This is a genomic window from Gemmatimonadota bacterium, from assembly GCA_040388625.1.
Classification (GTDB): domain Bacteria; phylum Gemmatimonadota; class Gemmatimonadetes; order Gemmatimonadales; family Gemmatimonadaceae; genus Fen-1247.
This window is the reverse complement of the sequence record JAZKBK010000007.1, coordinates 16,379-39,195: the sequence shown is the minus strand read 5'-3', so window position 1 is coordinate 39,195 and position 22,817 is coordinate 16,379. Positions and strand designations below refer to the sequence as shown.

The 22,817-nt window shown below is 64.4% G+C and carries 30 protein-coding genes; 17 read left to right on the top strand and 13 right to left on the bottom strand.

The window, feature by feature from the left end; all coding sequences use genetic code 11:
* The 14 genes from V4529_16690 to V4529_16625 form a co-directional block, all read left to right on the top strand.
* A partial coding sequence (locus V4529_16690) for a hypothetical protein (GenBank protein ID MES2359979.1) occupies positions 1–467 on the top strand: 467 nt, incomplete at its 5' end.
* Positions 464–787 carry a hypothetical protein gene (locus tag V4529_16685; GenBank protein MES2359978.1) on the top strand — a complete coding sequence of 108 codons (324 nt, stop codon included), beginning with the start codon at positions 464–466 and terminating at the stop codon, positions 785–787. The genes V4529_16690 and V4529_16685, both read left to right, overlap by 4 nt.
* Positions 787–3,774, top strand: coding sequence for a hypothetical protein (locus V4529_16680; protein ID MES2359977.1), 2,988 nt, complete (start codon positions 787–789; stop codon positions 3,772–3,774). Before V4529_16685 ends, V4529_16680 begins: the two co-directional genes overlap by 1 nt.
* Positions 3,771–5,132, top strand: a complete 1,362-nt coding sequence (locus tag V4529_16675) for a hypothetical protein (protein MES2359976.1) — start codon at positions 3,771–3,773, stop codon at positions 5,130–5,132. Before V4529_16680 ends, V4529_16675 begins: the two co-directional genes overlap by 4 nt.
* Positions 5,132–6,934: a hypothetical protein gene (locus V4529_16670; protein ID MES2359975.1), complete on the top strand. Its 1,803-nt coding sequence runs from the start codon at positions 5,132–5,134 to the stop codon at positions 6,932–6,934. Before V4529_16675 ends, V4529_16670 begins: the two co-directional genes overlap by 1 nt.
* Before the next feature lie 26 nt (positions 6,935–6,960).
* Complete coding sequence (locus V4529_16665; protein ID MES2359974.1) at positions 6,961–9,447, top strand: hypothetical protein; 2,487 nt, start codon at positions 6,961–6,963, stop codon at positions 9,445–9,447.
* 3 nt (positions 9,448–9,450) lie between these two features.
* A complete protein-coding gene (locus tag V4529_16660; GenBank protein ID MES2359973.1) occupies positions 9,451–9,843 on the top strand; it encodes a hypothetical protein in 393 nt (130 codons plus the stop codon).
* Between the two features lie 116 nt (positions 9,844–9,959).
* Positions 9,960–10,829: a hypothetical protein gene (locus V4529_16655; protein MES2359972.1), complete on the top strand. Its 870-nt coding sequence runs from the start codon at positions 9,960–9,962 to the stop codon at positions 10,827–10,829.
* Position 10,830: 1 nt separating this feature from the next.
* Positions 10,831–13,200: a hypothetical protein gene (locus V4529_16650; protein MES2359971.1), complete on the top strand. Its 2,370-nt coding sequence runs from the start codon at positions 10,831–10,833 to the stop codon at positions 13,198–13,200.
* Complete coding sequence (locus V4529_16645; GenBank protein ID MES2359970.1) at positions 13,197–13,550, top strand: hypothetical protein; 354 nt, start codon at positions 13,197–13,199, stop codon at positions 13,548–13,550. Before V4529_16650 ends, V4529_16645 begins: the two co-directional genes overlap by 4 nt.
* A 12-nt stretch (positions 13,551–13,562) precedes the next feature.
* Positions 13,563–13,766 (top strand): hypothetical protein, encoded by a 204-nt coding sequence (locus tag V4529_16640; GenBank protein ID MES2359969.1) that lies wholly within the window; start codon positions 13,563–13,565, stop codon positions 13,764–13,766.
* Positions 13,763–14,008, top strand: coding sequence for a hypothetical protein (locus V4529_16635; GenBank protein MES2359968.1), 246 nt, complete (start codon positions 13,763–13,765; stop codon positions 14,006–14,008). The genes V4529_16640 and V4529_16635 overlap by 4 nt, the downstream gene beginning before the upstream one ends.
* Positions 14,005–14,211, top strand: coding sequence for a hypothetical protein (locus tag V4529_16630; protein MES2359967.1), 207 nt, complete (start codon positions 14,005–14,007; stop codon positions 14,209–14,211). Before V4529_16635 ends, V4529_16630 begins: the two co-directional genes overlap by 4 nt.
* A 90-nt stretch (positions 14,212–14,301) precedes the next feature.
* Positions 14,302–14,985 carry a transglycosylase SLT domain-containing protein gene (locus V4529_16625; GenBank protein MES2359966.1) on the top strand — a complete coding sequence of 228 codons (684 nt, stop codon included), beginning with the start codon at positions 14,302–14,304 and terminating at the stop codon, positions 14,983–14,985.
* Here the strand turns inward: V4529_16625 and V4529_16620 are convergent.
* The 12 genes from V4529_16620 to V4529_16565 all read right to left on the bottom strand — a co-directional run bounded on the left by V4529_16620 (position 14,982) and on the right by V4529_16565 (position 21,183).
* Entirely contained in the window at positions 14,982–15,518 is a 537-nt protein-coding gene (locus tag V4529_16620; protein ID MES2359965.1) for a hypothetical protein, read from the bottom strand. The two genes, V4529_16625 and V4529_16620, sit on opposite strands and share 4 nt — an antisense overlap.
* Positions 15,519–15,651: 133 nt before the next feature.
* Positions 15,652–16,023, bottom strand: a complete 372-nt coding sequence (locus V4529_16615; GenBank protein ID MES2359964.1) for a hypothetical protein — start codon at positions 16,021–16,023, stop codon at positions 15,652–15,654.
* Between the two features lie 48 nt (positions 16,024–16,071).
* The gene (locus V4529_16610; GenBank protein MES2359963.1) at positions 16,072–16,305 is read right to left on the bottom strand and encodes a hypothetical protein; all 234 of its coding nucleotides are present in this window, start codon (positions 16,303–16,305) and stop codon (positions 16,072–16,074) included.
* 28 nt (positions 16,306–16,333) lie between these two features.
* Complete coding sequence (locus V4529_16605; GenBank protein MES2359962.1) at positions 16,334–16,534, bottom strand: hypothetical protein; 201 nt, start codon at positions 16,532–16,534, stop codon at positions 16,334–16,336.
* A gap of 4 nt (positions 16,535–16,538) precedes the next feature.
* A complete protein-coding gene (locus tag V4529_16600) occupies positions 16,539–16,844 on the bottom strand; it encodes a hypothetical protein (GenBank protein ID MES2359961.1) in 306 nt (101 codons plus the stop codon).
* Positions 16,841–17,476: a PD-(D/E)XK nuclease family protein gene (locus tag V4529_16595; GenBank protein ID MES2359960.1), complete on the bottom strand. Its 636-nt coding sequence runs from the start codon at positions 17,474–17,476 to the stop codon at positions 16,841–16,843. The genes V4529_16600 and V4529_16595 overlap by 4 nt, the downstream gene beginning before the upstream one ends.
* Positions 17,477–17,538: 62 nt before the next feature.
* Positions 17,539–18,402: a hypothetical protein gene (locus V4529_16590; GenBank protein ID MES2359959.1), complete on the bottom strand. Its 864-nt coding sequence runs from the start codon at positions 18,400–18,402 to the stop codon at positions 17,539–17,541.
* A 9-nt stretch (positions 18,403–18,411) separates the two neighbouring features.
* Positions 18,412–18,975: a hypothetical protein gene (locus V4529_16585; GenBank protein ID MES2359958.1), complete on the bottom strand. Its 564-nt coding sequence runs from the start codon at positions 18,973–18,975 to the stop codon at positions 18,412–18,414.
* Positions 18,972–19,145 carry a hypothetical protein gene (locus V4529_16580; GenBank protein MES2359957.1) on the bottom strand — a complete coding sequence of 58 codons (174 nt, stop codon included), beginning with the start codon at positions 19,143–19,145 and terminating at the stop codon, positions 18,972–18,974. Before V4529_16580 ends, V4529_16585 begins: the two co-directional genes overlap by 4 nt.
* Complete coding sequence (locus V4529_16575) at positions 19,142–19,468, bottom strand: hypothetical protein (protein MES2359956.1); 327 nt, start codon at positions 19,466–19,468, stop codon at positions 19,142–19,144. The genes V4529_16580 and V4529_16575 overlap by 4 nt, the downstream gene beginning before the upstream one ends.
* 370 nt (positions 19,469–19,838) lie before the next feature.
* A complete protein-coding gene (locus V4529_16570) occupies positions 19,839–20,330 on the bottom strand; it encodes a hypothetical protein (protein MES2359955.1) in 492 nt (163 codons plus the stop codon).
* A gap of 421 nt (positions 20,331–20,751) precedes the next feature.
* Complete coding sequence (locus tag V4529_16565; protein ID MES2359954.1) at positions 20,752–21,183, bottom strand: hypothetical protein; 432 nt, start codon at positions 21,181–21,183, stop codon at positions 20,752–20,754.
* A 54-nt stretch (positions 21,184–21,237) separates the two neighbouring features.
* Here V4529_16565 and V4529_16560 point away from each other — a divergent pair, with 54 nt between their 5' ends.
* Both V4529_16560 and V4529_16555 read left to right on the top strand, forming a co-directional pair.
* Entirely contained in the window at positions 21,238–21,477 is a 240-nt protein-coding gene (locus V4529_16560; protein ID MES2359953.1) for a hypothetical protein, read from the top strand.
* 181 nt (positions 21,478–21,658) lie between these two features.
* Positions 21,659–22,420 (top strand): hypothetical protein, encoded by a 762-nt coding sequence (locus V4529_16555; protein ID MES2359952.1) that lies wholly within the window; start codon positions 21,659–21,661, stop codon positions 22,418–22,420.
* Here V4529_16555 and V4529_16550 read toward each other — a convergent pair.
* Positions 22,417–22,629, bottom strand: a complete 213-nt coding sequence (locus V4529_16550) for a hypothetical protein (protein ID MES2359951.1) — start codon at positions 22,627–22,629, stop codon at positions 22,417–22,419. The genes V4529_16555 and V4529_16550 overlap by 4 nt on opposite strands.
* Here V4529_16550 and V4529_16545 point away from each other — a divergent pair.
* Positions 22,628–22,816, top strand: coding sequence for a hypothetical protein (locus tag V4529_16545; protein ID MES2359950.1), 189 nt, complete (start codon positions 22,628–22,630; stop codon positions 22,814–22,816). The genes V4529_16550 and V4529_16545 overlap by 2 nt on opposite strands.
* Position 22,817: the final 1 nt, after the last annotated feature.

Genomic DNA, 22,817 nt, shown 5'->3' with positions numbered 1-22,817 from the left:
CCAATGGCTTCTACAAGCTGACCGGGCTGTTCTGGAACAACGGCGGCTACAAGCACCGGCTGACGCAGACGCAGCCGGCCGAAGCCGAGGACTACATCCAGGGTGCCGGCTGGTCGGTATATAGCGACATCCGCTACCGGCTCCAGGTCGCCAACCTGCGCTTTTCGCCAGCGCCCAACAGCGTCTATGCGCTGATCCTGAAGTACATCCCGGCGGCGGTGCGCCTGTCGGCCGACTCGGACACCTTCGACGGCTACAACGGTTGGGAAGAGTGGGTCATCCTCGACGCGGCCATGAAGTGTCTAGAGCACGAAGGCAACGACGGCGACGCCGCGCTGCTCGCTCCGCGCAAGGCGCGCATGGAGGCGCGCATCGCATCGATGGCCGAGCGCAACCAGTCCGAGCCTGGACGCATCCAGGATGTGACATCGGTCAGCGCGTGGCCGTGGGGAGTGGGTCTGCGATGACGCTCCCCGCTTTCGCTCCCGTGCAGTTCACGCCGACGACGCCCGATGAGCTCGCGCGGCAGGGCAACGCCTTGTCTGGGCGCGTCGCCGGTTCTCTGCGCCCCGTGCTCGCCAATCCTCGGCTCGACTCGGTGACGCAGTCGGTGAGCCTCGTGACGTTGACCAACAACGTCATCAACCACAAGCTCGACCGGCAGCCGCAAGGGTGGGCCGTCCTCGACGACACTGGCGGCGGCGGATACCGGCGCGTCGCCTGGGATGCAAAGACGATCACGATCTACTCGCCTTCGACCTGCACCGTCTCGCTGGAGGTGTGGTAATGGGCGACTTCGAAAACCTCCAGGTCCAATTCGGCGCGCTCGATACCAAGATGGATCCGCGCACAGCGCCCCCTGGGACGCTGACGATTGCAGAGAACGCGCAGGTCCAGACCCAGGGTGTCTACAAGAAGCGCTACGGCTACACCGCGCTGCTGCACAATCTGTCGAGCATCATCCGGCTGGCCACGCTTGGCAGCATGCTCATCGCGTGCGACGGCAATGCGCTCTACAACTATGACGCTGCTGGGTCGCCGCCGTTCAACGGCTGGCACTCCGTAGGCCGCGTGCCAGCGGCATCCATCTCGCAGAAGTCGGTTATCCTCGATCAGAGCGTGTCCGCATTCGTTGGATATTCAACCGCGCTCTCTGCCGGCGTGCGTGTAGATTCGTGGATCGATTCTACCAACGGCTACGTGACGATCCAGCTATCGAATGAGGCCACGGGCGCCCTCATCTCGCGGACACTTGTCGACTCTACAGGCGTCTGGAACGTAGTCCATTCCGTGACCGTGGGCTCATTCGTGTTCGTCGCCTTCTCGTCGAACGCGCTCCAGAAGATCAACGCGGTCCTCATCAATTGCTCTCTCGAGACCCTATCGGCGAGCACGAACATTCAGACAGGAGCCGCGGTATCAGCTGCGCGCGCAGCCTTCGACATGGTTGCCGTGAGCTCGACGGACGTCGTACTTGCCTGGTCGAGCGCCACTCCGGACGTGCGCGCATGGCGCATGAATGCGATCACGTTCGCTAGTGTTGCAGGCCCCACCGTCGTTGGCGCAGAGGCCAGCAATCGCGGGCTCGCCGTGATGGCCACTGAGGGCGAATTCGGCACGGTGCTCTACTACAATCTTGCCCTTGGTGTGATGCGCGCGGCGTGCTTCAACGCGGCCACGACGGCGCAGACGGTGGCCCCGTTCACCGTGAGCGCGGCAGCTGCACCGGTGAACAGCAACGCCGGGCTGGTGCGCTACGACGCCACGACGGTCCTTGCCGTGTGGGACTGGGCGGCCAACGCGCCCGCTTTGCCATACGTGGAGTGGGCGACCGTCACGAGCGCTGGAGTCGTCGGCACGGTCCGAGGCCCGCTCTACAACCACTTTCTGTCTTCCAAGCCCTACACGTACGCCTCCAAGTTCTACGTTAACGCAGGGTATGCGTCGGCGGTCGGGCAGCAGGTCTCCCACTTCACCGTGCAACTCAACGACGCGGTCACTTCGGCGTTCGTGCCGGTCGCGGTCCATGCCTATCGGTCTGCCGGTGGCTCGTCTCCGCCGATGCTGTCCGACGTGGTTGCCTCGACCACTGGCGTTTATAGGACGCTGCTCACGTACGCGTACAAGTTCCTTTCCACTACGACCACGAGACAGGGACTCATCTCCGCGGAGACAGACTTCATATCGCCGACTCGCCTGCTCCCGGTGGAGGCAAACGGGGACACGCTTTTCGCGAACGGGGCAGCGGTCAAGTACGACGGCGTCAACGTCTCGGAGAACAACTTCCACGCTTACCCAGAGTTCATCTCCGCAACGCCTGGCGCGATCGGCGCGGCCGGAATGGACAATGGCGTCTACAGCTACGTAGCGGTCTATGAATCGGCTGATGCCAAAGGAAACACGGCGCGCAGCACGACGTCAGTGCCCATTGCAGCCACGACCACAGCGGGGGCCGGACTCGGCAAGGTGACGTTGGTCACGACGCAGCTCAACATGACGCAGCTCGGGTGGACAAGCGCTCGCCAGCAGGGGTCGATCTCGTACTTCAGGACGGCACCATCCACCGGAGCGGTGACAACCCACTACTACGTAGGCTCCTCGAAGATTGACCCCAAGTCTGCCACTGCGACGTTCGTGGATTCCACCAACGACTCGCTCATCATCACAGAGCGCCGTCTCTACACCGACGGCGGCATCCTCGACCGCGAGCCTCCGCTGCCGTCGAAACAGATGGTCCTGCATCAGGGGCGCGTGTGGGGCATCTCATCGGCGGACCCGAAGCTTGTTTTCTACTCGGGCGACGTCGCTCCTGGCGAGGATGTGTGGTTCAGCAATATTCAGCGCTTTCGCGTGGAACCAGGCGGCGACCTGTCTGCCATTGCCAGCCTCGACGACAAGCTTGTGCTTTTCAAGGACGACCGCATCTTCAAGGTGACCGGGCGCGGGTCGAACCAGCTCGGGCAGAACAACGACCTCAGCCTGCCTCAGCTCATCTCCTCGGACGCTGGGTGCGTCAATCCGCGCAGCGTAGTGCAGACGCCAGACGGCATCATGTTTCTGTCCAAGAAGGGCATCTACCTCCTGAACCGCTCGGAGCAGGTGAGCTACATCGGGGCCGCGGTCGACTACTTCACCAGCAACTACCAGACATGCACGAGCGCCGAGATGGTGCCCGACCGGCTTGAGATTCGCTTCACCATGGTGGATCCCGTGGCCCCGCTGGTGACCCCGGCAGGCGTGACGCTGGTCTACGACTATTCGCAGGACCGGTGGACACACTGGGCGCTCAATGATGGGGCGCCGGCCGTCGACTCGGTGTTCGCTGATGGCGTGTGGCATTGGACCAAGGCGGACGGCCACGTCTATCGGGAGGACTCGACCACCTATCTCGATGATGGCGCCTATGTGCCAATGACGCTGGAGACGGCATGGATAGAGCCGTCCGGATCGCAGGGGTTCGCGCGCGTCAACCGTGTGATGGTGCTCGGCCAGTGGCGCGACGATCACGGTCTCGAGGTCCAGGTGGCCAAGGACTATTCGGACGCGTACACGATGGATTTCACGTGGGATGCCGCTGCGCTCGCAGCTCTCGGACTCGAGCAGGTAGCGGCCCATCTGCCCGATCAGAAGGGCCAGAGCTATCGCGTGCGCGTCCATGACTACGAGGACGGCGCATCGACCGGTGAGGGCTACTGGACGACCGGGATCCTACTCAAGGCCAAGCCGATTCGCGGCGCCTTCGACAAGTTGCTGCAAGCAGGAGCAAAAGCATGAGCGGCTGGAAATACCTAGGAGCCGCGCTCGGTAGCGCTGGCGGATTCTTGGTTGGCGGGCCAGCAGGGGCCGTCGCAGGCGGTGCGGCTGGCTATGGCGTTGGCCAATCAGCAGACGCAGCCAATGAATCATCCGATGCTGCTGCGAATGCGCAAGCCGCAGCCAACGGCGTCTACACGCCAACGCTGGACCCGAACGCCGGCATCGGCTCCGGATGGGGCGGGACTACGCCTCAGGAGAAGGCGCAGCTTGATGCAATCGCCCAGCAGCAGGCGCAGCAGGCGCCGCTCGCGCAGGCTGCGCAGGACCAGTATACAGCTGCCAAGGCTGCATTCGACGCGAACCCGTCGCCACAGAACGCAATGGCGGTGCGCGCGGCCATCGACCAGGCCAACAGCATTGCCAATTCGCTTCCGAAGGCCCCCGACATGTCGGACCCGGCGCGGTTCAATACGCAGGCCGCCGCCTCGTATGACCGCCAGGCCCCCCAGGTATCGATGGTGCGGCCCGACATGCGCATGTACCAGGCGGACCGCAGCATGTTCCGCCAGGGCGGCCAGGACCTAAGCGGCTCGCTGCTCAACATGCAGCAAGACCCCGTCGCCTCTGGTCAGGGGCAGCAACAGCTCGTCAACCGGCTCAACTCCGACCTCAACGGCGGCCAGCCGTCGCTCGCCCAGGCTCAGCTCGCGCAGACGACGGATCAGAATCTAGCGGCGCAGCAATCAATGGTCGCTAGCGCAGGCCCAATGGACTACGGCGCCGCAACCAGGGCAGCCATCACTGCGGGGGCCAACACGCAGCAGCAGGCCATCCAGCAGGCGGCCACCCTGCGCGCGCAGGAATACGCCCAGGCGCGCGGCGAGCTGGGCGGTGCGCTCACGAACCAGCGCGGGCAGACGCTCCAGAACTTCGGCATGCAGAATGACGTCATGGTTCAGAAGCGTGCGCAGGAGCTCCAAGCGATGGGGCTCGATGCGTCCAGCGCGCTCCAGCGGGCTCAGCTCGAGTCGCAACAGAATCTCAACAACGCCAACCTGCAAGCCGGGCAAAACTCGCTCAACCAGGGCCGAGAGATGGGCTACCTCGGCGCCTACCAGGACGCGCGGCACATGCAGCAGGGCAATCAGCAATTCAACGTGAGCACCGCCATGGACGCGCAGCGCATCAAGGCAGGGCTACAAGGCGGCGCGGTACAGGCGCAGATGCAGGACGCCGCGAGTCAACGTCAGATGGCAGGATCCATGATAGGCGCTGGCGCGACGATGGGCGCAGCCTACATGCAATCGAACGCCGGTGCGCCAGCCGCTGGGTCGCAGACGAAGGACTACTACGATCCTTCGAATCCGGGGTTTTGATGGCGCGCATAGTCGACTACTCCACGCTCCCCTCCGGTGGCTACATGGCCATTGACGACACCGGCCAGGCCATCCCCACGGCCTATCTGCCGCCGTCCATCAAGATGGGCATCGACCAGCAGAAGCAATCGGGCATGGGCGCGCCCCCGTCTCAGCTGCGCGCCGGTATCGCCGAAGCCGCCATGGCTCCGCAGCAGGACAATCGGATCGCGAGCAACAGCATCGAGCTGCCCGACCAGAACATGACCCCGCCAGAAAACCCAGGCCTGTGGGCAAGGGCGCGCGATTGGGTCAACAGCAAGGTTGGTGACACTCAGCCGCTCCAAGGCGGAGGCCCAGACTTGGGCATTACGCCGAAAGCCTTGGGCGGCGCGCCTCCGGCCCAGGCTGCGGCTCCGGATGCAGGCGCCAACTTCGTGCCCCCAGATCAGCGCGTCCAGGTGGGCGGCCAACGCCAGGGCATGCCCATCTCATTCGGAGGTGGCGGCACGCAAGTCATCCGCGGCGGCGAGCGCAAGGTCGGCGAGGTGATGGGGTCGACCAGCTACGACCCAGACGCCCAGGCCAACATCAAGCGCGGCTACCAGACCCAGTGGGAGGGCACGCAGAAGGCGGGCGCGGCGCAACAGCAGGCCGACATCGGCGAGGCCGGCGTCATGAGCCAGATCCCCGAAGGGCTCCGCAACCTGGAGGCGCAACGCCAGGACAACGAGGCCATCCGGCAGCAGTCGATCGCTTCGGACATGGACAAGCTGGGCCAGCTGCGCCAGGAGTCGCGCCAGGACATCGACTCGAGCCGCATCTTCCGCAACCAGTCCAACGCCGACAAGTTCTGGGGCGCGCTGATGGTCGGCCTGGGGCAGCTCGGCGCCGGCATGACCGGGCAGCCCAACGTGGCGCTCGGCATCCTCAACAAGTCGATCGACAACGACATCGCCGAGCAGAAGGACAATCGCGACAACAAGCGTGCAGCCTTCCAGGACCAGCAGTCGCTTTACAAGGACAACCTGGCGCGCTTCCAAGACGAGCGACAGGCCGACATTGCCACCAAGGCGCAGTACCTGGAGCACGCTCAATCGCAGCTCGCCGCGCTGAAGGCCCAGGCGAAGGCGCCAGAGGACGAGGCGAAGATCGACATCCTATCCGGAAAGCTCCAGGAGGAATCGGCCAAGACTGAGGCCGATATGCTGAAGGTCACGCACCAGATCCACACGCAAGTCGTGCCGGATCGCGTGGTCGGCGGTGGCGGCCCGAAGCTGGAGAACCTCAACCGCTCGCTGGTCGTCCAGGACCTCAGCGGCAAGAAGTTCCTGGCCCGCGATGAGAAGGCCGCTGGAGACCTCAACACCAAGCGGGCCATGTCGCAGACCGCCATCAGCGCAGCGGAGACAATGCGCAAGATTGCCAACACGCCAGGGTTCGAAAAGCTCGATCCGACCAGCCCGCTCGTTGGCCAGTTCAACTATGCGCGCGAGCAGTTCATCAACTCGAGCAACAGCCTGATGGGGCAGGGCGTAACGCGCGACGACGACATCAAGCGCTACACGTCGGACGTGCTCGGTGGCCCGTACGGGCTCGCCACGGCCAACAAGGCCGCAGCGCTCGCCGGCAAGATTCACCAGGGCTACGGCTCCATTCTCGAGTCGAGCGCGGACACCGATACCTCGGTCAACGAAGGCCCCGAAATCGACCCCAAGACGGGGACCATCAAGAAGGGCGTGCACTACGACGCTGGCGAACTGCTGGGCGGGCAGCGGCGCGGCGGGCAGGTCGACTTCACGCCGGCAGGGGGCGCGCGATGAGGGTCGTCGACAACCAGAGCGGTCAGATGGTCGACGTGGACGAGGGCGCGGCCGCGCAGGGGCTGAAGTCTGGCGCCTTCGCCTTCGCCAAGGGGCAGGCAGTCCCGGTCATCAGCCCCAAGGGTGACGTGGGCACCGTTCCCGCCGAGCAGGCGGCGGACGCGCTCTCGAGCGGCTACTCACTCACCAGTGAGCACGACGTGCGGCAGACAGAGCTTGCCGGCAAACATCAAGGGCTCGGAGAGGTCGCCAAGACGGCTTTGGAGGGCGCGGCATCTGGCGCCACCTTCGGGCTGTCCGACCTCGCGGCGGCGAAGCTTGGCGGGGACGAAACCCGCCAGGCCATGGCCGAGCGCAAAGAGCTCTATCCGACGCTCCGCACCGGCAGCGAGATCGCTGGCGCGATTGCCCCCGTCCTCCTTTCCGGGGGTTCAGGCGCAGCCGCGGACGTTGCCGGTGTGGCGCCTACTTCGCTCGTGGCCCATCTCGGGGAAGGCGTAGCAGGGGCAACCCGCGGGCTCGTCGGTGAAGGCGCGACGAGCCTGGCCGGAAGGGTCGCGCAGCGGGCAATCCCCATGGCTGCCCAGGGCGCGGCCGAGGGGGCATTCTACGGCGCTGGGCAGACCATCAGCGAGTCGGCACTCGGGGACGAGCAGCTGACCGCTGAGAAGCTTCTAGCGGGCGCCAAGGGGGGCGCGCTCGCGGGCCTGCTTGGCGGCGCGGCCATCGGGACCGCGGCCGAGGTGGGCAAGTACGCCACCGAGAAGGCGTTCAAGATTGCGGGCGAGTCCGGCCTACAAGACTTCTTCAAGTCGGCGGCCGACAACCAGACGATCCGCGCGCTGGGGGCCAACGCCCGCGACGTGCGCAACATGGGCGGCATCACCAAGAGCGCCGAGAAGATGGAAGAGCGCGTCGCCGATATCGCGGGCGAGGTGCGCGGGTTCAAGTTCAGAGATGGCGAGCGGCTCTTCACCGGGACAAGCACCACGGACCAGTTGGCGGAGATGCTGCCCAAGGCCAAGGCCGAGGTGGGCGCCGAGCTCGGGCAGCTGCGCGATAAGGTCTACGAGCACCTTGGGGCCAACCCCGAGCTCGAGTTCAACGCTTCGGAGTTCGCCAGCAAGGTGCGCAGCGAGATTGTCGAGCCGCTCAAGGCGACCGGCATCCCCGAGCTGGAGGGGCGAGCCGGCAAGCTCCAAAGCAGCCTCAAGCGCTTCTTTGGCGAGGCCAGCGCTGACGCCGAGCACGCGGCCAGCGGAGTCGCCAACGACGTAGCGCCCAAGATGTCCCTCAAGGATGCGGTGGAGTTCCGCAAGAACCTGGACGACCTGCTCTATCCGAAGAGCAAGAGCGGCATCGTAATCCCTCCCGAGCATCAGGCGCAGCTACTCCAGGCGCGCGGCATGCTCGAGGACGCCATCACGCAGACGACAGACAACGCCGTTGCGGCCATGGGCGACAAGGCCATGACGGGCCGCTACCAGGCCCTCAAGACCAGCTACCGCAACCTCGGGGACGCTGAGCGCATCGCGACCGATGCGAACGGGCGGGCGCTCGCGCGCAATACCGTGGGGCTAAGCGACAAGATGGCCGGGGCCTCAGGCTTTGTCGGAACGCTGGCCGCTGGCGCTGGCGGCATCCCAGCCCTTGGCGCATCGCTCGCGGGCGGAGTGGCGAATCATCTGGCGAACACCTACGGCAATTCCGTTGCCGCGAAGTCGTTCGAGCGGCTGGCTGGCCTGAGTCATGCCGTGGCCGACGTGGACACCAAGCTTTCGGCGGGCGTAAAGGCGCTGCTGGAGGGGGCTAAGAGCGCTGCGGTGAAGTCGGCCGTCGAGGCGCCCATGCTGAACCCGGCAGCCAAGGTCGCGACCACGCCGAAGGAGCGCTATGAGCAGGTTGCCTCTCGGGTCGCCAATGCGGCGGCCAACCCGGCGTCGCTGGCGAACCATACAGCGGGCGCGATCGGGCAGGTTGCGCAGTCGGCCCCGAATGTGGCCCAGGCGATGGGAGCGACCATCCAGAAGGCCGTGCAGGTCGTCCAGTCGAAGCTCCCCACGCCCCCGTCGAGCAATGCCACGCTGGTGCCGCGGATCACCCAGGCACCGAACGACTCCGACCGCGCCAAGCTGCTGCGGGCCGTGCGAGGCGTGGACCCCGCGCAGACCATCGCCGACATCAAGGCCGGGCGGCTCTCCAGCGACCAGGTAGAGGTGATGAAAGGCGTGATGCCCAAGCTCTATGCCGAGAAGCAGGGAGAGCTGCTCGAGAAGTACGCGGACCTGGTGAGCAAGGGCAAGAACATCAGCTACGAGCAGCAGATCCAGCTCGGCAAATTCCTTGGGGCGCCGGTCACCCCGACCATGGCGCCGCGGTTCATCTCGACCGTGCAGGCCATGTATGCAAAGCGCAAGCAGGGCGCAGGCGGGCAACCGCAGGGGGCACCCAAGAGGCAGATCGACATTGCCGGGGCATTCGCTACCGGCTCGCAGAAGTTAGGAGGGCTGTAGCCAATGAAGGTCAAGTATTCAGCGACACCGCGAACCCTGACGGACGGCGACAATACGGCGCCGCTCGGCACGTCCAAGGGCGTCATGTATACGACGCCATACGCTGTGCTCGCTTCGGCAAGCGTGGATACCGGGCAAAACCTGTCGCTCGCCGACACCAACTCGCACGCGTTTGCGAGCGCAGTGGCCACGATCGGCGTCATGGTTAGTTGCCCGCTGGCGAACACATCGGCCGTATACGTCGGTCTGGCGACCGGGGTCACATCTGGCAGCACCGGCAAGGGCATCGAGCTCCAGCCGGGGGACCGCGAGTTTTTCCCTGGCGTGCTCAACGCGAGCCTGCTCTTTGCCATCACCGGCTCGGCAACCCAAAACGTTCACGCGCTGGCCATCTGATGCGTAGCGCTTGCGTCACAGCGTTAGGCCTGCCGGTGTCCGGGAAGCGGCGCACGTGGTTCCCTCGCGACATGGCTGGGTGCGTTCTTTGGCTACGCGCGGACACCGGAGTGGTAGTGAGCAGCGCCACGACGGCGGGCGGCACGACGCCACCGGCCGTCACGCTGAGCGGGACAGCAGCGCTTACATATGGGATTCGCATCGAGGTAAACGATGTCACCGGAGGCACATCGCGGGGACAGGCAAAGTTCCGATGGTCCATCGACAACGGAGCAACCTTTGCGGAAACCGGCGTCCTCACCGCGGCAACCTACGTGCTTGGGTCGACCGGGCTTACTGCGAACTTCCCGGCTGGCACCTATGCGAACGACAACACCTACGACGCGCAGTCCAGCTCATGGCTGGACCTGTCTGGGTTCAACCACGACGTGTCGCAGGCCACAGGCGGGCTGCAACCGCTTATTCGCGCCGGATCCGGCACGCCAAACATCAGATTTCGCGGCACAGCGGGTCACCCTGACTTTCTGAAGTCGGCCGCGTTCACATGCAGTCAGCCGTTCGCGCTTGGCATGGTGGTCACGCAGCCGACATATACGGCAGTCTCATCGCATGACGTGTGGTTTGACGGAGTCGGATCCGTGGCGCGCGCCATCGTCACAGCCTCCACGACGGCTGGCCACATCTGGTCCATGTATGCTGGCACCGAGGTCAATTGGGCCACGACCGCGTCGACCGTGGCCGCCACCAAGACATTCATCTGGACCGAGTGGAACGGTGCTAGCAGCATCGGCCGCGTTCACGGTTCGACTGTCATCAGCGGTTCAACTGTGGGCACTGGGAATATCAGCGGGCTCACGCTAGGTGCATTGTCGGACGGCACGCGAAGTTGTGCCATCGACGTGGACGAGGTGGTCATGTGCAGTCAGATAAACGCCATCGACCGCGCGCGGTGGGAGAATTACGCCGCGCTGCACTACGGAATTTGACATGGGCACCGGAACCATTCGCTTCGCCAACAACAAGCCGCAATACGTGGACCCGTCTGGGGTCAACTACCCGATCGCCTACGGCATCGCCATCAGCGTGCTCGCATTCGGGTCTCCCAACGGCAAGTACATCAACCCGGCGGACGGAAAGCTATATCGTGACGCCTCGTTTATTACCGAAGCAGACGACGACGCCCAGAAGCTCCAGCAAGCGATCGACTACGTCTATTCCCAGGGAGGCGGGAGCGTATTCCTGCCGCCGGGATACTTCTTCTACCTAAAGGATGCGCCAACCGGCCCTAAGCACGAATTCGTGATTCCTCGCTCCGGCGTGTCCGTGCTCGGCGATGGCGATTCGTCGTACGTTCTGGTTGGGCCTGGCCATACAACCGTTGCCAGTGGAGGCTATTCAGCGGTATTTGGCCTGCTCGATAGCGGCAGCCCGGCAACGCGCGTGTTTACGAGCAACGTTCAATTCCGCAACTTCTGCGTTGATCACAATTCCGACTTCAACCAGTTCGAGAATGCCGCTTACGGTGGCGTGACCTACTCGCATAGCGCGTCGATCGCCATCCAGAGCGGCGACAACATCACTGTTGACAACGTCACGCACAAGAACTGCAACGGCCCCTTCGACGTGCTTCTTGGTCAGTACAGCGACCCCACGTTGACAACCAACGTTCGCGTCACCAACGGCCGCCACCTTCACCTCGCAGACGACCCGCACGCCGGGGACGCGAGCCGGATCGCCTGCGGCGCTACAGGCGTAGTCATCGCCAACAATCGCTTCGACGGCGGCGCCATCTCAGCGGCCACGCTGGCGACATTCCCGCGTTGTCGTCCAGGCACGGCCATCGAATACCACGGCTTCGGCGCGGTTATCAGCGGCAATAACGTAACCGACATGCAGCGGTTTCTAAACCTGGCCGGCGACCAGGCAGACTATGGCGACATCGACGTCAGCGGGAATGTGGCGACGAGCATCATTCAGGGCATCACCCTCTACCAGGGCTTCGGCACCGGCGGTTTCCGCATCGCCGTTCATGGCAATCAATTCAACCTGAAGCAGGGCGGAGCGAGCGGCGAGAGCGGCATTGATGTGGCTCCTAATTCGACCATTGGCTGGACGGACGGTAAGGGCTTTCACGACGTCAAGATTCACAGCAATACCATCGTCTTTACGACCGGCACAGCGACGCCCGGGTTTAGCTGGGGCATGACGATGGAGGGGAATTGCGGCGTGCCAGGCGTCGGCGGAGGGGTGGAGATCTACAACAACAAGATCTCCGGCTTCGCTTCGGGCGCGATCCGCTGGGGCACCGCGTGCACGCCCAACACCGGCATCGCCAAAACGGTCACGCGCAGCGGCAACAACTTGCACGCCGTGGCTCACGGCTTCGTTGCCGGAAACGCATTCGTCTACACGACGAGCGGGGGAGCCATCGGCGGGCTCACAGCCGGGCACACCTACTACGTAGTCGCCACCGTCTCCGCCGATGACTTCCGCGTCGCGAGCTCGCCGAGTGGCACTCCGATCACGCTCACGAGCGCCGGCACCGGAACGCACACGGCGACACAGGCCGCAAGCAACATCATCAACGACTTGCAGATCCACCACAACAGCATTGCCAATTGCGGCACGGTCGGCGTATTCGTCACCGCATCCACGTCCGAGGTTGCCGCAGTCGCCACGCGGCTGACCGTCCGACAAAACGACGTCGTTGACAGCCAGAGCGTCGCGACGCTGCAATATGGGGCTTACATCCAGGCGCTCACTGATGCCAACATGGCCATGTGGTACAACAAGGTCCTCGGCCACACCGTGGCGGCTGAATACCTCGATACCGTCAATTATCCGGCCGCTGGCTCGTACAAGGAGAACCTCGCGGTCAGATCGGCGCAGGGAGAGGTCAACAATCTTGGCACGACGCTCCAGGCGGCGTTCCAGGCAGTCAACAACACGGCCGCAGCCGCCGGTGCGCAGCAGTGGTCCCCTGGGCTAAAGCTCACCGGGCAGGGCTGGAAAACCGACGCCACGGGCGCGTCTAAACAGGTCGACTTCTATCAGCAGGTCGAACCGATCCAGGGAGCCGCCGAGCCGAGCGGGCGCGTGCGTTGGATCTGGCAGATCGACGGAGCTGGCGGGGGCGCGGAGACGACGGTCGGGTGGCTGACATCGGCCGGGCAGGTGTTGCTTGTAGCGGACCTGGTCATCGGCGCCGCCACGTCCATTACGTACAATGCCGGGTCACCCGAAAGCGTGGTGGCGGCAAACCTAGGGTCGCTCTGCTGCGATACCACAAACGGCGAGCTCTACGTCAAAAAGACAGGCTCGGGTAACACCGGGTGGAAACTGGTGACCCACGCATGAGCGCAGCCAACATCACAGAAGCCGAGTGGCACAACCACCTCGAACTAGAGGGCCGCGTCCTTGGCGAATATCACCGGCTGGCCAAGGCGACCGTGGCGCTCACCGAGCAGACCGCGAAGCTGACCGAGGAGGTGCGCCAGCTGAACCGCAAGCAGCGGCAGACGGACCGCGCCTTTGCGAGTTGGAATGACCTGGCCGACGAGGCCAAGGAGGCGAAGGTGCGGCAGCTGGAGAGGGAGAACCAGCGCCTTCGTAGCCTTCCGCGGCGGCTCTTGAAATGGGCCGGGCTTGTGCTCGGCGTGATTGCCGTTGGGCTCGAAGTGGCCCACCGGAGCGGGTTGTTGCACTGAAGGAGAATGAACATGCTGCAAACATTGACGACATACGGAGCCCAGGCGGCTCTCATCCTCGGCTACGTCTCTGGCGGGTTCACCTGCCTCAACGGCATCGTTTCGGTGCTCGGGGCTGGCGATACCAAGGTCGGACACGGCATCGCCGCGGTAGGCGTTGACGTCGCCAAGCTGTACCGCCTGGTGGCCGGCCTCGTGTCCCCGGTGGCCAAGTGAGCCGCCTCCGCACCTTCCTGCGCTGGCTTGGCGTCATCGGCCCCCTGGCGCTCGCTGGCTGCTCGAACACCGTGGCGCTCGCGGCCCGCATCCCGCCGGCCGCTGCGTGCCACAAGAAGGCCTCGGAGTTCATCCAGACGGCCAAGACCTGCGCCGACGCGCAAACGCTCGCCAATGCCAGCGAGGACTGCCAGCGGGCCTATCCCGGTGGTCTCGACTTCAACTGCAAGGAGATGCCATGAACCCCATCGAAACCGAAGCGCTGGCGGTGCTCCGAGCCCTCGCGCCATTCATGCCGCATCGCGTGGGCCCGATGATTCCCAAGCTGGTCGACCTCGCCCAGATGGTCCTCAGCGGCGACCCCATCCCCGCCGACTACTTGAAAGGCCTGCTCGAGCTCGGGGAGGCGGATCTTCAGGGCCAGGCCGCGGCGAAGTGGGGTTGACCGGTGTACGGCTGGAGAAGGCGAGAGGACGGCGCCGTGGTCATCTGGGACATCGGGGTATGGCCGAACCCGCCGGCTGAGCGGCTCCCGATGCTCGCCCCAGAGCGCCGGCAAGCATTCGACGTGGGCGAGGCCAAGTTTCACGACCTCAACACCGTCGCCGAGCAGAAGTATAGCCTGCCCGAAGGCTGGCTCGCAGCCATGGAGTGGCAGGAAAGCGGGTTCAACCCGCGAGCCTACAGAATCGAGCGTCAACGCAGGGAAGACGGAGTGATGGTCCCCATCGTGTCCCCTGATGGCCGCCCACTCACCGGCGTAGGCCTGCTCCAGATCACGAACCCGGGACTCAAGGGTAGGCTGACCGATGCCGCGCTCTTCGACCCTGCGACGAACATCGACGTGGGAGCGCGCTACGTGGCCTTCTTGCGTGACAAGTACGGCGACGACTTCCCCAAGGTCTCGGCCGCATACAACGCTGGCTCCGTGCGTCCTGATGCAGGCAATCCGTGGAACATGCACCAGTATGGCGCCCACGTGTCCTCGGAAGTGTCAGCGCTCAATTACTACATCGAGCGCAGGAACGAACAGCACCAGCACGAGCTAGTCTACCTGGCCGACACCGCCACAGCAGAACGCTTCGACCTGGCCGGCCTCATCGACTGGGAGGGACGCGCTACTCGCGAGACCGACCCGGCGCCGGCGCCTGAGGACCCGCGGGAGGCTGATACGAATCCTGACGTGGCGCTGCCTCCGCGGAGGGAAGGGGAGGCTTAGGGATCGCGCCTCCATGTAAATCCCTCAAAAATAGCGTTCCACGGCACACCTACAGAATGGCTCACACGTGCTTCGCCCGGCTTTGAGGAGACTACGACCGCCACCTTCGACTCGTCATAAGCGATCCAGTCTTCGGCAGCTTTCATGGCCGCCTTAATGGCCTCCCAGTCGTCGGTTACGCCGTTCATCGTCGCTCCGTAGTCGACGACATCGAAGTACCGCAACTCCTTGCCGATCTTGAAATCCTCTCTCAACTTTCGAAACCTCTCCTCTGCCGGGAGTAGCAGTTCAGCGGGGATGCTATTCGTGAATGTGCAATTCTCGATGACGCAAGCATCCTCAGCCGTCAAGCCTTCGACCACGAAGCCTGGCGCTTCGGTTTCAGGGCACTCCGCAGTTGCCTGCTCTATGAACTCGGCGCGCAATTCGTCCGCACTAGGCGGAGGAGCGTCCTGGTACCAATGCGCGTTGTTCTCCGCGGCGAGCTCTTCGCAGGCCAACGTCAGCGCGCGTCGCAGTACTTCATTGGTCATGGTTCCCATGTGCCCTTCATTACCCCTTTCCGTTCGGCATGGCAGCGATGCCCATCGAGAACGCAAATAGCAGGACTATGATCGCCCACGCTGGGTCCATCATCGATGCTCTCCTCTCGTCGTCCCCATCCTATCACGCCGCCTGCTTCGGCGGTGTCCACGACCCAGTAGCACCATCGTCCATCTCTGGCAGCGGTATCCTCGGCAAGCTCCGCCGCCCCTCGCCCCAGTCCACCGTAGCCCGCCTGCCTGGCGTCCGCGCCGGTGGCAGCGGCCCCACGATCCGCAATGGCGTAGGCGCAAGCGCGTCCCGAAGCTCGGCGTTCTCCTCATCGAGAACCCATCCCCTGCACAGCGTTGCAATGCAGCACAGGAAGCTGCCACCGATGGCGAGCCAGCCTAGCAGCAGGTGGTCCGCGATGATGAAGCCGCCTGTGAGGCCTAGCCCCACCGTTGCTACGTGGATCGATGCCGTTATCAGCTTGCCGGTACTGCCTTCGTTCATTGATACCCTCCCTGCCTGTTGTTGCTGTTCCGAAGAGGACCCGAAGGGTCAGCGCTTGACATAGCGATCGAGGCTTGCCGCGTGGTCGAGCACCTTCTCGATCTCATGCATCGGCAGCCCACACGAGTCCTTTAGCAGCACCAGGATAGCCCTCTTCGTCAGGCGCGTTGCGAGAAGCTTGCGCGCCGCCTCCGCAACTTCCCTAATCGAGGTCGCCAAGATCTCAGGCGGGTCCGCCTTGTTGTTTATGATAACCGGTTCTTCTGTCTTCGCTTTCGCCATTGTCTTTTCTCCGTTCCTCTCGACCCGGTCAAACGGGCTTCTTCCAAGGCCGCCTAACCAGCCTCTTCGTCACCTTCACCACGTAGCAGCAGCCCTTCGGCGGCCAGTGCGCGGTGCCCTCGTACTTGTCGATCAGCCGCCAACATTCGGCGCTCGTCGCGCGGGTGGTCATGAGACGGTCCTCCTTGTCCTCGCTCTCGCGTATCCGAAGCTCCGAATAGACGTTCACCGCATCACCCCGCTCTCTCCCACGCCGGCACGCGCGCGACATCCGCCCGCATGACCCGCATGTTCACAATCGGCCGCCGCCTGGTCCGCTGGTAGGCGATCCGCTTCTGCCGCCATTGGCGGGCCAGGGCGATGGAGCCGAATTGCTGCACATCAGGGCCTAGCACGTAGGTATAGCGGCCATCGCCATTGGGCCGCACAGCTAGGGGCGGCTGGATGACCCATGCGCTTGCCGCATCGGGGGCGGCGCCGGCGCGGGCATACGCGTCCCCACGACAGCTCGCTGCGCGGATTACGATGACGTAGATCATGCTGCCTTGGCCTTCGCTGGGCACATCCCCGCCTTGCCCACTGGGCAGTAGCGGCACTTGTCGTTCTCAACCGGCTCCGCTGTCGGGGCCTTCTCTGCCCACATGCGCAGCTTCGCCTTGTCCGCCGCGAAGTCGAATACGTCGCGCGTCCAGCTCTTGGGCTTCACGCCTTCGGGCGACAGGTAGGCCAGCCCGGTCGTCACCTTGTCGGCTCCGAAGAGCAGGCCGACGCCGAGCGCATTGGCGAACGCCTGCGGCTCATAGCTGAAGGACGAGAATGGCGATCCGGTTTTCCAATCCCACACTTCCACCTCGTCGCAGATGTCCAAGTCGCCGAGAATGACCAAGTCCACAATGATGGGCATGTGATTCTGCGGGACGTGGTCCTTGTGCTCATATGGCCGCGCGTCGCCAGTGAACGGATCCAGCCCGATCACATGCTCCGCGAGGCGGGCGCCAGACGCGCGGTTCTTCTGCCACTCGAAGCCGTGCTCAGCCATCATGGCCTCCTCGCGCGCCTTCGGATACTGCGCCAACGGCAAAGCGCCCGCTTTGATTCCGGCCTCGATGAGCGCGTGCACCAACTTGCCGCGACGCATCGCAGCGTTCTCCGGATCGGATGGCGGCTTCACCTCGGGCCGGAAGGGATAGAGGCAGCCAGCCTCTGCCAGGAAGAGCCGCGTGGGGGCGAGTCTCACTTGAAGCCTTTCGAGACGTCGGCGAAAGTCTTGCGCAGGCTGGCCCGGTGCGCGTCGGTAATCTTTTTGGTCGCATGCGCCTGTGCGATGAGCTGGCCGATGCCCATTACCTTCTCTTCGGTATCAGCCCGGCGCAGGTCCGCCTCGAAGAGCGCGGCGAGCTTGTCCTGTTCGGCAACGATAGCGGCATCGAGCTGCTGATCCAGCGGCTGCGCCTCCTCCTCTGGCTCCTCCTCGCGCGGCATATCCTCGAGGTCTTGCGTGAACAGGGCGCTAGACCGCGTTGCCCCAATGACAGCCATGACCAGCGCGCGCTTGCACGCCATCTTCTGAAGCGTGTTGATGACCGAGAAAATATCCTCGTTGGGTAGGCGGAAGCTCCACCACGTGTTGTTGCCCTTTCCGGAGCGCTTCTTCTTGAGGCCGGCCTTGTCGATGCCAGGCGGCAGATACTTCTCGCCGAGCCACCGCCAGGCGTACTTGTCCTCGCGGGAGTTGCAAGAGCCCATGCCGTCGCAGATGAACCGACCGTCACGGCGGCTCGTCAGGGTGCACTTGGCCTCATAGTAAAACAGCGGCTTGTCCCAGTCCTCCACCCGCTTGACGATCTCGAACGCGAAGGCGAACCCGTAGAGCTCGGCCAGCTTCTCGGCGCCTGCCTTGTAGAGCGTATCCTTCTGCGTGCCAGGAATGCGGCCATAGTCGTCGCCCTTGACCATCACACTGCGCACGAAGCTCTGCAGCTCCAGGAGGCGCTTCTTTGCCTCCGCTGGCGTCGTGACCATCGTCAGGCCGTCGTATTCGTGCGGCACAATCTCCGCGTCGGCCACATTGGCGAGCGCCGTACCATTGGTATCCATATCGTCTCCTTATGCGCAATCGCGCTTGAACCGGATATCTGCTGTGGTGAGCGCGAGCCTCGCGCAATTCACGGGGTCGTCGCATTCGTTGGCGGCAATGGCGCGCAGCACATCGCTCCACAGGTCGTCCTCGAGCCCGTGGGCAGCTTCGGAATCGGCCTCCGCTTCGGCCTGCCACCGGATGCGCTCCAGCCGCATCTTGACCTTCTCGACGCTCATCGCAGCCATGGGCCTCTCCTCTTCCTTCGCCAATTGGTCCGCGTGGATGCAAACTTCACAGGCGGTATCGTCATCGGCCATCACGTGCACAGAGCTCGCCGCCGCTTCGTGGTCGCCCCAGCCGCAGTGCGCCGTGGGCTCGTGGCGCATCGGTGGCAGCTCCGCCGCTTCATCGTCGCAATAAAGCTCACTGGCATATGGGCAAACGATTCGCGGCGTGTTCTCCCCCGGCGCGCTACCCGGGCAGCCGCAGTACCAAGCGCGCTCCCGCTCATCCCACTCGGCCGCGTCCTCGGGCAGGATCCAGGCCTCACAGGCGGCGCATTCCACGCGCCTGGGACGGGCGGGGGTCATCGCCAGCCTCGCTCTTCGCCGTCCTGCTCCCATCGCTCGCGGTCAGCTTCGTCGCGTTCGATGTCGCGGATGGCGCGCACGATGTCCTCGCGCTCTTCCGGGTCGCACTCCTCCAGCTCAATCTCGAGGCGAGCAATCTCGGACGCCGCCTGCTCTGCCGGGCCGCTCACAGCGACACCCGCTTCACCCAGCCGGCCACCATCTGCTCATTGAGGAACGCAATCCGCGCCCGCTGCGAAGCCAGCTCCAAGGCCAGGGCCGCGCCGATGGCAGCGATGGCCGCCGCGTCGGGCTCTGTCGCCTCGTAGGCCTCGAAGGAGGCGTCAGGCTGGACGGCAAGGCCGGCGCAAATGCAGCCGCGTGGCTCCCAGCCAGCAGCAAGGTCAGCGCGGATACACCTGCAAAGCTCCGCGTACTGGTCGAGGATGGGCAGCGGCGACGCCTCGCGGGGGGCCAGCTCGTTGCTGTCGTTGATGGCGGAGAGGCGGCTCATTGGGCCACCTCGCGAATCCGGACCGGCTCGTCCTGCCAGTAGCAGACCAGCGCACGGGTGCTCCCGATGCTGTCGTTGACCAGCAGCATCGAGGCGACGCCTGGGAATACCTGGGGGCCGACGTAGGTCCAGCGGCGGCGTTGGAGGGGGCTCATCGGCCACCCCGCTTGCTGGACTTGGGGGCCTTGCCGGCGCCGAAGTGGTCGCAGAGGCACTCGAGAGCGCCTGCAATGCGTTGGAGGACTATCAGGATGTTGCGTTCGAAGTCGTCGTTGCCCATGCATGTATTAATATGCACGTGTTAATTGATTGCAACCGAAATCGACATGCCACCGCCAGAAAAGACCACGGCCGCGGGCCGGCTGCCCGCCTATGGCCGCTTTGGTGGGCGCACGCCTGGAATGGCAAAGATGCCGGACTTCCAAGCCTTTCGGACGTCTGTGAGGAAATCGTGCCACTCCTCGAGTGTCCAACTGGCACTCCCCGGCGGCTCCGGCAGTTCCTGCATCGCGCTCAAAAATTCCTCGTCGTACAGACTACTTAGTACGTCGAGAGCCCTCCCACGAAGTTTATTTGAATCCACGGTTTCCCATCGCCCTGCAAGCTCTGCACCCCGGGTAAGCACTTCGTACGATATCGCGGCCGCGCGTGCCATGCGTTGAGCTCGCCCGACGGTGATGGTGTGGGGCGCCGTCTCACTCATGATGCGGGAGATGAGCCCTTGAGAGCTGCCCATCAGCTGCCCCACCTCAGCCTGGGATTTCCCGCTCTCTAGCTGTGCCTTGATGAATGCCCGCACGTTGGCCATCTCGGCCTTGGATAGCTTCCCGTCGCCTGGGTCGTCGCTTTCGGAGTCGATCACTCTGTCCACGGTATCGCATTCCTCGGGCCGACGGAGACGTGCGCCAGAGACGGCGCTGGGTTTTTTGCCTGTGGCAGGCTTCCGGTATTGACTAGCCATTATTCGTGCGTTAATGGTTTGGTTACATGGACGCGATCGACAAGTTGGACGCTGCCAAGGGCACAAGGACCCAGATCGACCTGGGGCGCGAGATTGGTTGCGGGCAAGGTCTTCTCTCCTTGTGGCTCAACCGTGAGGTGTGCCCATCGCTGCGATACGCGAAACAGCTGCGCAAGTACGGTATCACGACCGATGACCTGATTGCGCTGCAAGCCGCCCAAAGGGCCCGGGCGAAGCGGGCTCGAAAGGGGAGGGCCGCCTAATGCGCGCCATTCTCGCCTCCGGCTACAACGGCCTGCACTGGACCACGGGTCCGCTCGGCTCATTGGCGGACGTAGGTAACGTCGTAGGTCTCGGCGCACCCGATCAGGCCTGGCGGGGGCATGACGATCGTCTGTACGATGCCGCCGGCCATCGAGGCGTCCTCGGCCCACTCCACCTTGCCGCGGTCTGTTACGTGGCCCCCGTTGTCGGTTGGGCAGGTTATATCGAGCGTGACGGTGCAGTTGTCCGCGCTGGTTGTTGTCGAGTTGACGCAATTGCTGGATTGGCCGCTGACCATGCCGGTGGACTGGTTGGCGTTGAAGAGCTGCTCCGCGATTGGGCCGCAGTCGCCGGACCGCTCGTGAAACGTGACCGTGTAGGTGCCGTTACGCGGCGCACAGGGGACAGGCGGCGCATTGCTGTTGCCGCCCTTCGAACTTCCGCAACCAACCGCAACTAGGGGGACGACGAGGAGCCAATGGATTCGCATGCCCGTAGTTTTCGTCAGCCCCCGCCCGGGGCGCAATCACGGGACGGCCGTGCAGTGCTGAACCCGACTGTTCAGCAGCCGTGCCTTTCGTGGCGCGTGTGCCTGCCGCCGAGCCCGAAGGTCGAGCCGAAGGAGCCGCCGCAGTCGACGGGGCGCATCTACCTGCTCGCTGACGGCCGCTTCGGAAGCAGGTCGCCGCGGGACTGCAACGGGCATCGGAAGATCATCGGAACGCATGGGTCTCTGTCGGAGGCTCAGGCCGCTATCTGCAATCACATGAAGGGAGCGAAGTAACTATGGCCAGTCGCATTCGCCGCAAGCCCAAGACTGCGCAACATGTTGGCCCCTCGCCACAGCCGCCCGAGCGCCGCGATGGCGCTGAAGCTTGGTCGGGCTCTCAATGGTTCACCGAAACCCTGCTGCCTGCTTCGCGGGTGGCTCTCGAGCGCAGGCCTAAGCTGCGGATGGAGGGGCGATGAGCAAGCCGGAGATTGGTAGCAAGTGGCGGTGCGCAAGAGCGGACATGCCCGGGTCTCGTTTCGGCGCAGAGCTAACCGTCGTCAGTCATTACGTATCCGATGGCAATGCTATGGTCCGTTGCGAAGAAGGAGAAAGCGGCGTCTCGTTCTTTGCCTTTCGGTTCGCCAGCGGCGACCTAGAGCCCATCGACACCGCCCCGGCCGTCCCCGCGAAGGCTGCGGAGTGGAAGGTGGGGGACCGCGTTGTCATGGCTGGCACGGTCAAGCGGGTCAACGAAGGGACCACTTGGGATGTCACCGTCGACTTCGGCGAACCCATGGGGGCGATGGCCATCGCTTCCGCCGCCCTCCGCCCCGAGTTCGCCCCGCCCGCTGCTGCTCCGGCTGTGACCATGCTGCCCAAGGCCGATTGCACGGACTTCGACGTCAAGAAGCATGGCGTCGTGTCGCGCAATCTCATCATTGAGCTTGGCGAGTCAATGGCTGGCTACAACCGGATCGGCGCCAACTTCGACGGCTATCTCGAGGAGGCCATCAAGAGGGTGAAGGCTGCCCCGCAAGTCGCCGCATCGATCCACGGCATCGACACCCGCGGCGTCCTCAGTCAGCTCGCCGATGCCCGCAGTGACCGCGACCGCTGCAGTGCGCTGGCTGACAAGCGCGGGGCCGAGCTGGACGACATGCAGCGCCGGTGCGATCGGCTGCTGCTCCAGTTGCAAGCTGCGAACGCGAAGCTTGCGAGGCGGGGGCCGCTCTAGCCATGGCCCGCGCGCATCATCAGGCCAATCGGATCGACCTCAGTGGGCGGCGCTTCGGGCGGCTCACTGTGGCGCGCGAGACCGCCAATCGCAGGCTGTTCGGCGCGGTGCTGTGGGAATGCCGCTGCGACTGCGGCGAAACCGCGTATGTGACGACCGGCAACCTGCGCAGCGGCAACAGCAAGGCCTGCCAGTTCTGGAGGAAGCATGAACGACCGAGACAAGATCGCGATGCTAGAGGCCGATATCGGCGAGCTGAAGCGGCGGCTGCTGCAGCTGGAGACGGACATCATCGGCGACTGCATCCAGCTCGGCAAGCGGTGGTGGGTGCTGCTGTGCCGGCACGAGCCCGAGGAGGCCGAGAGGCTGGCGTGGAAGCCAGAGGGGGGCGGGTAGC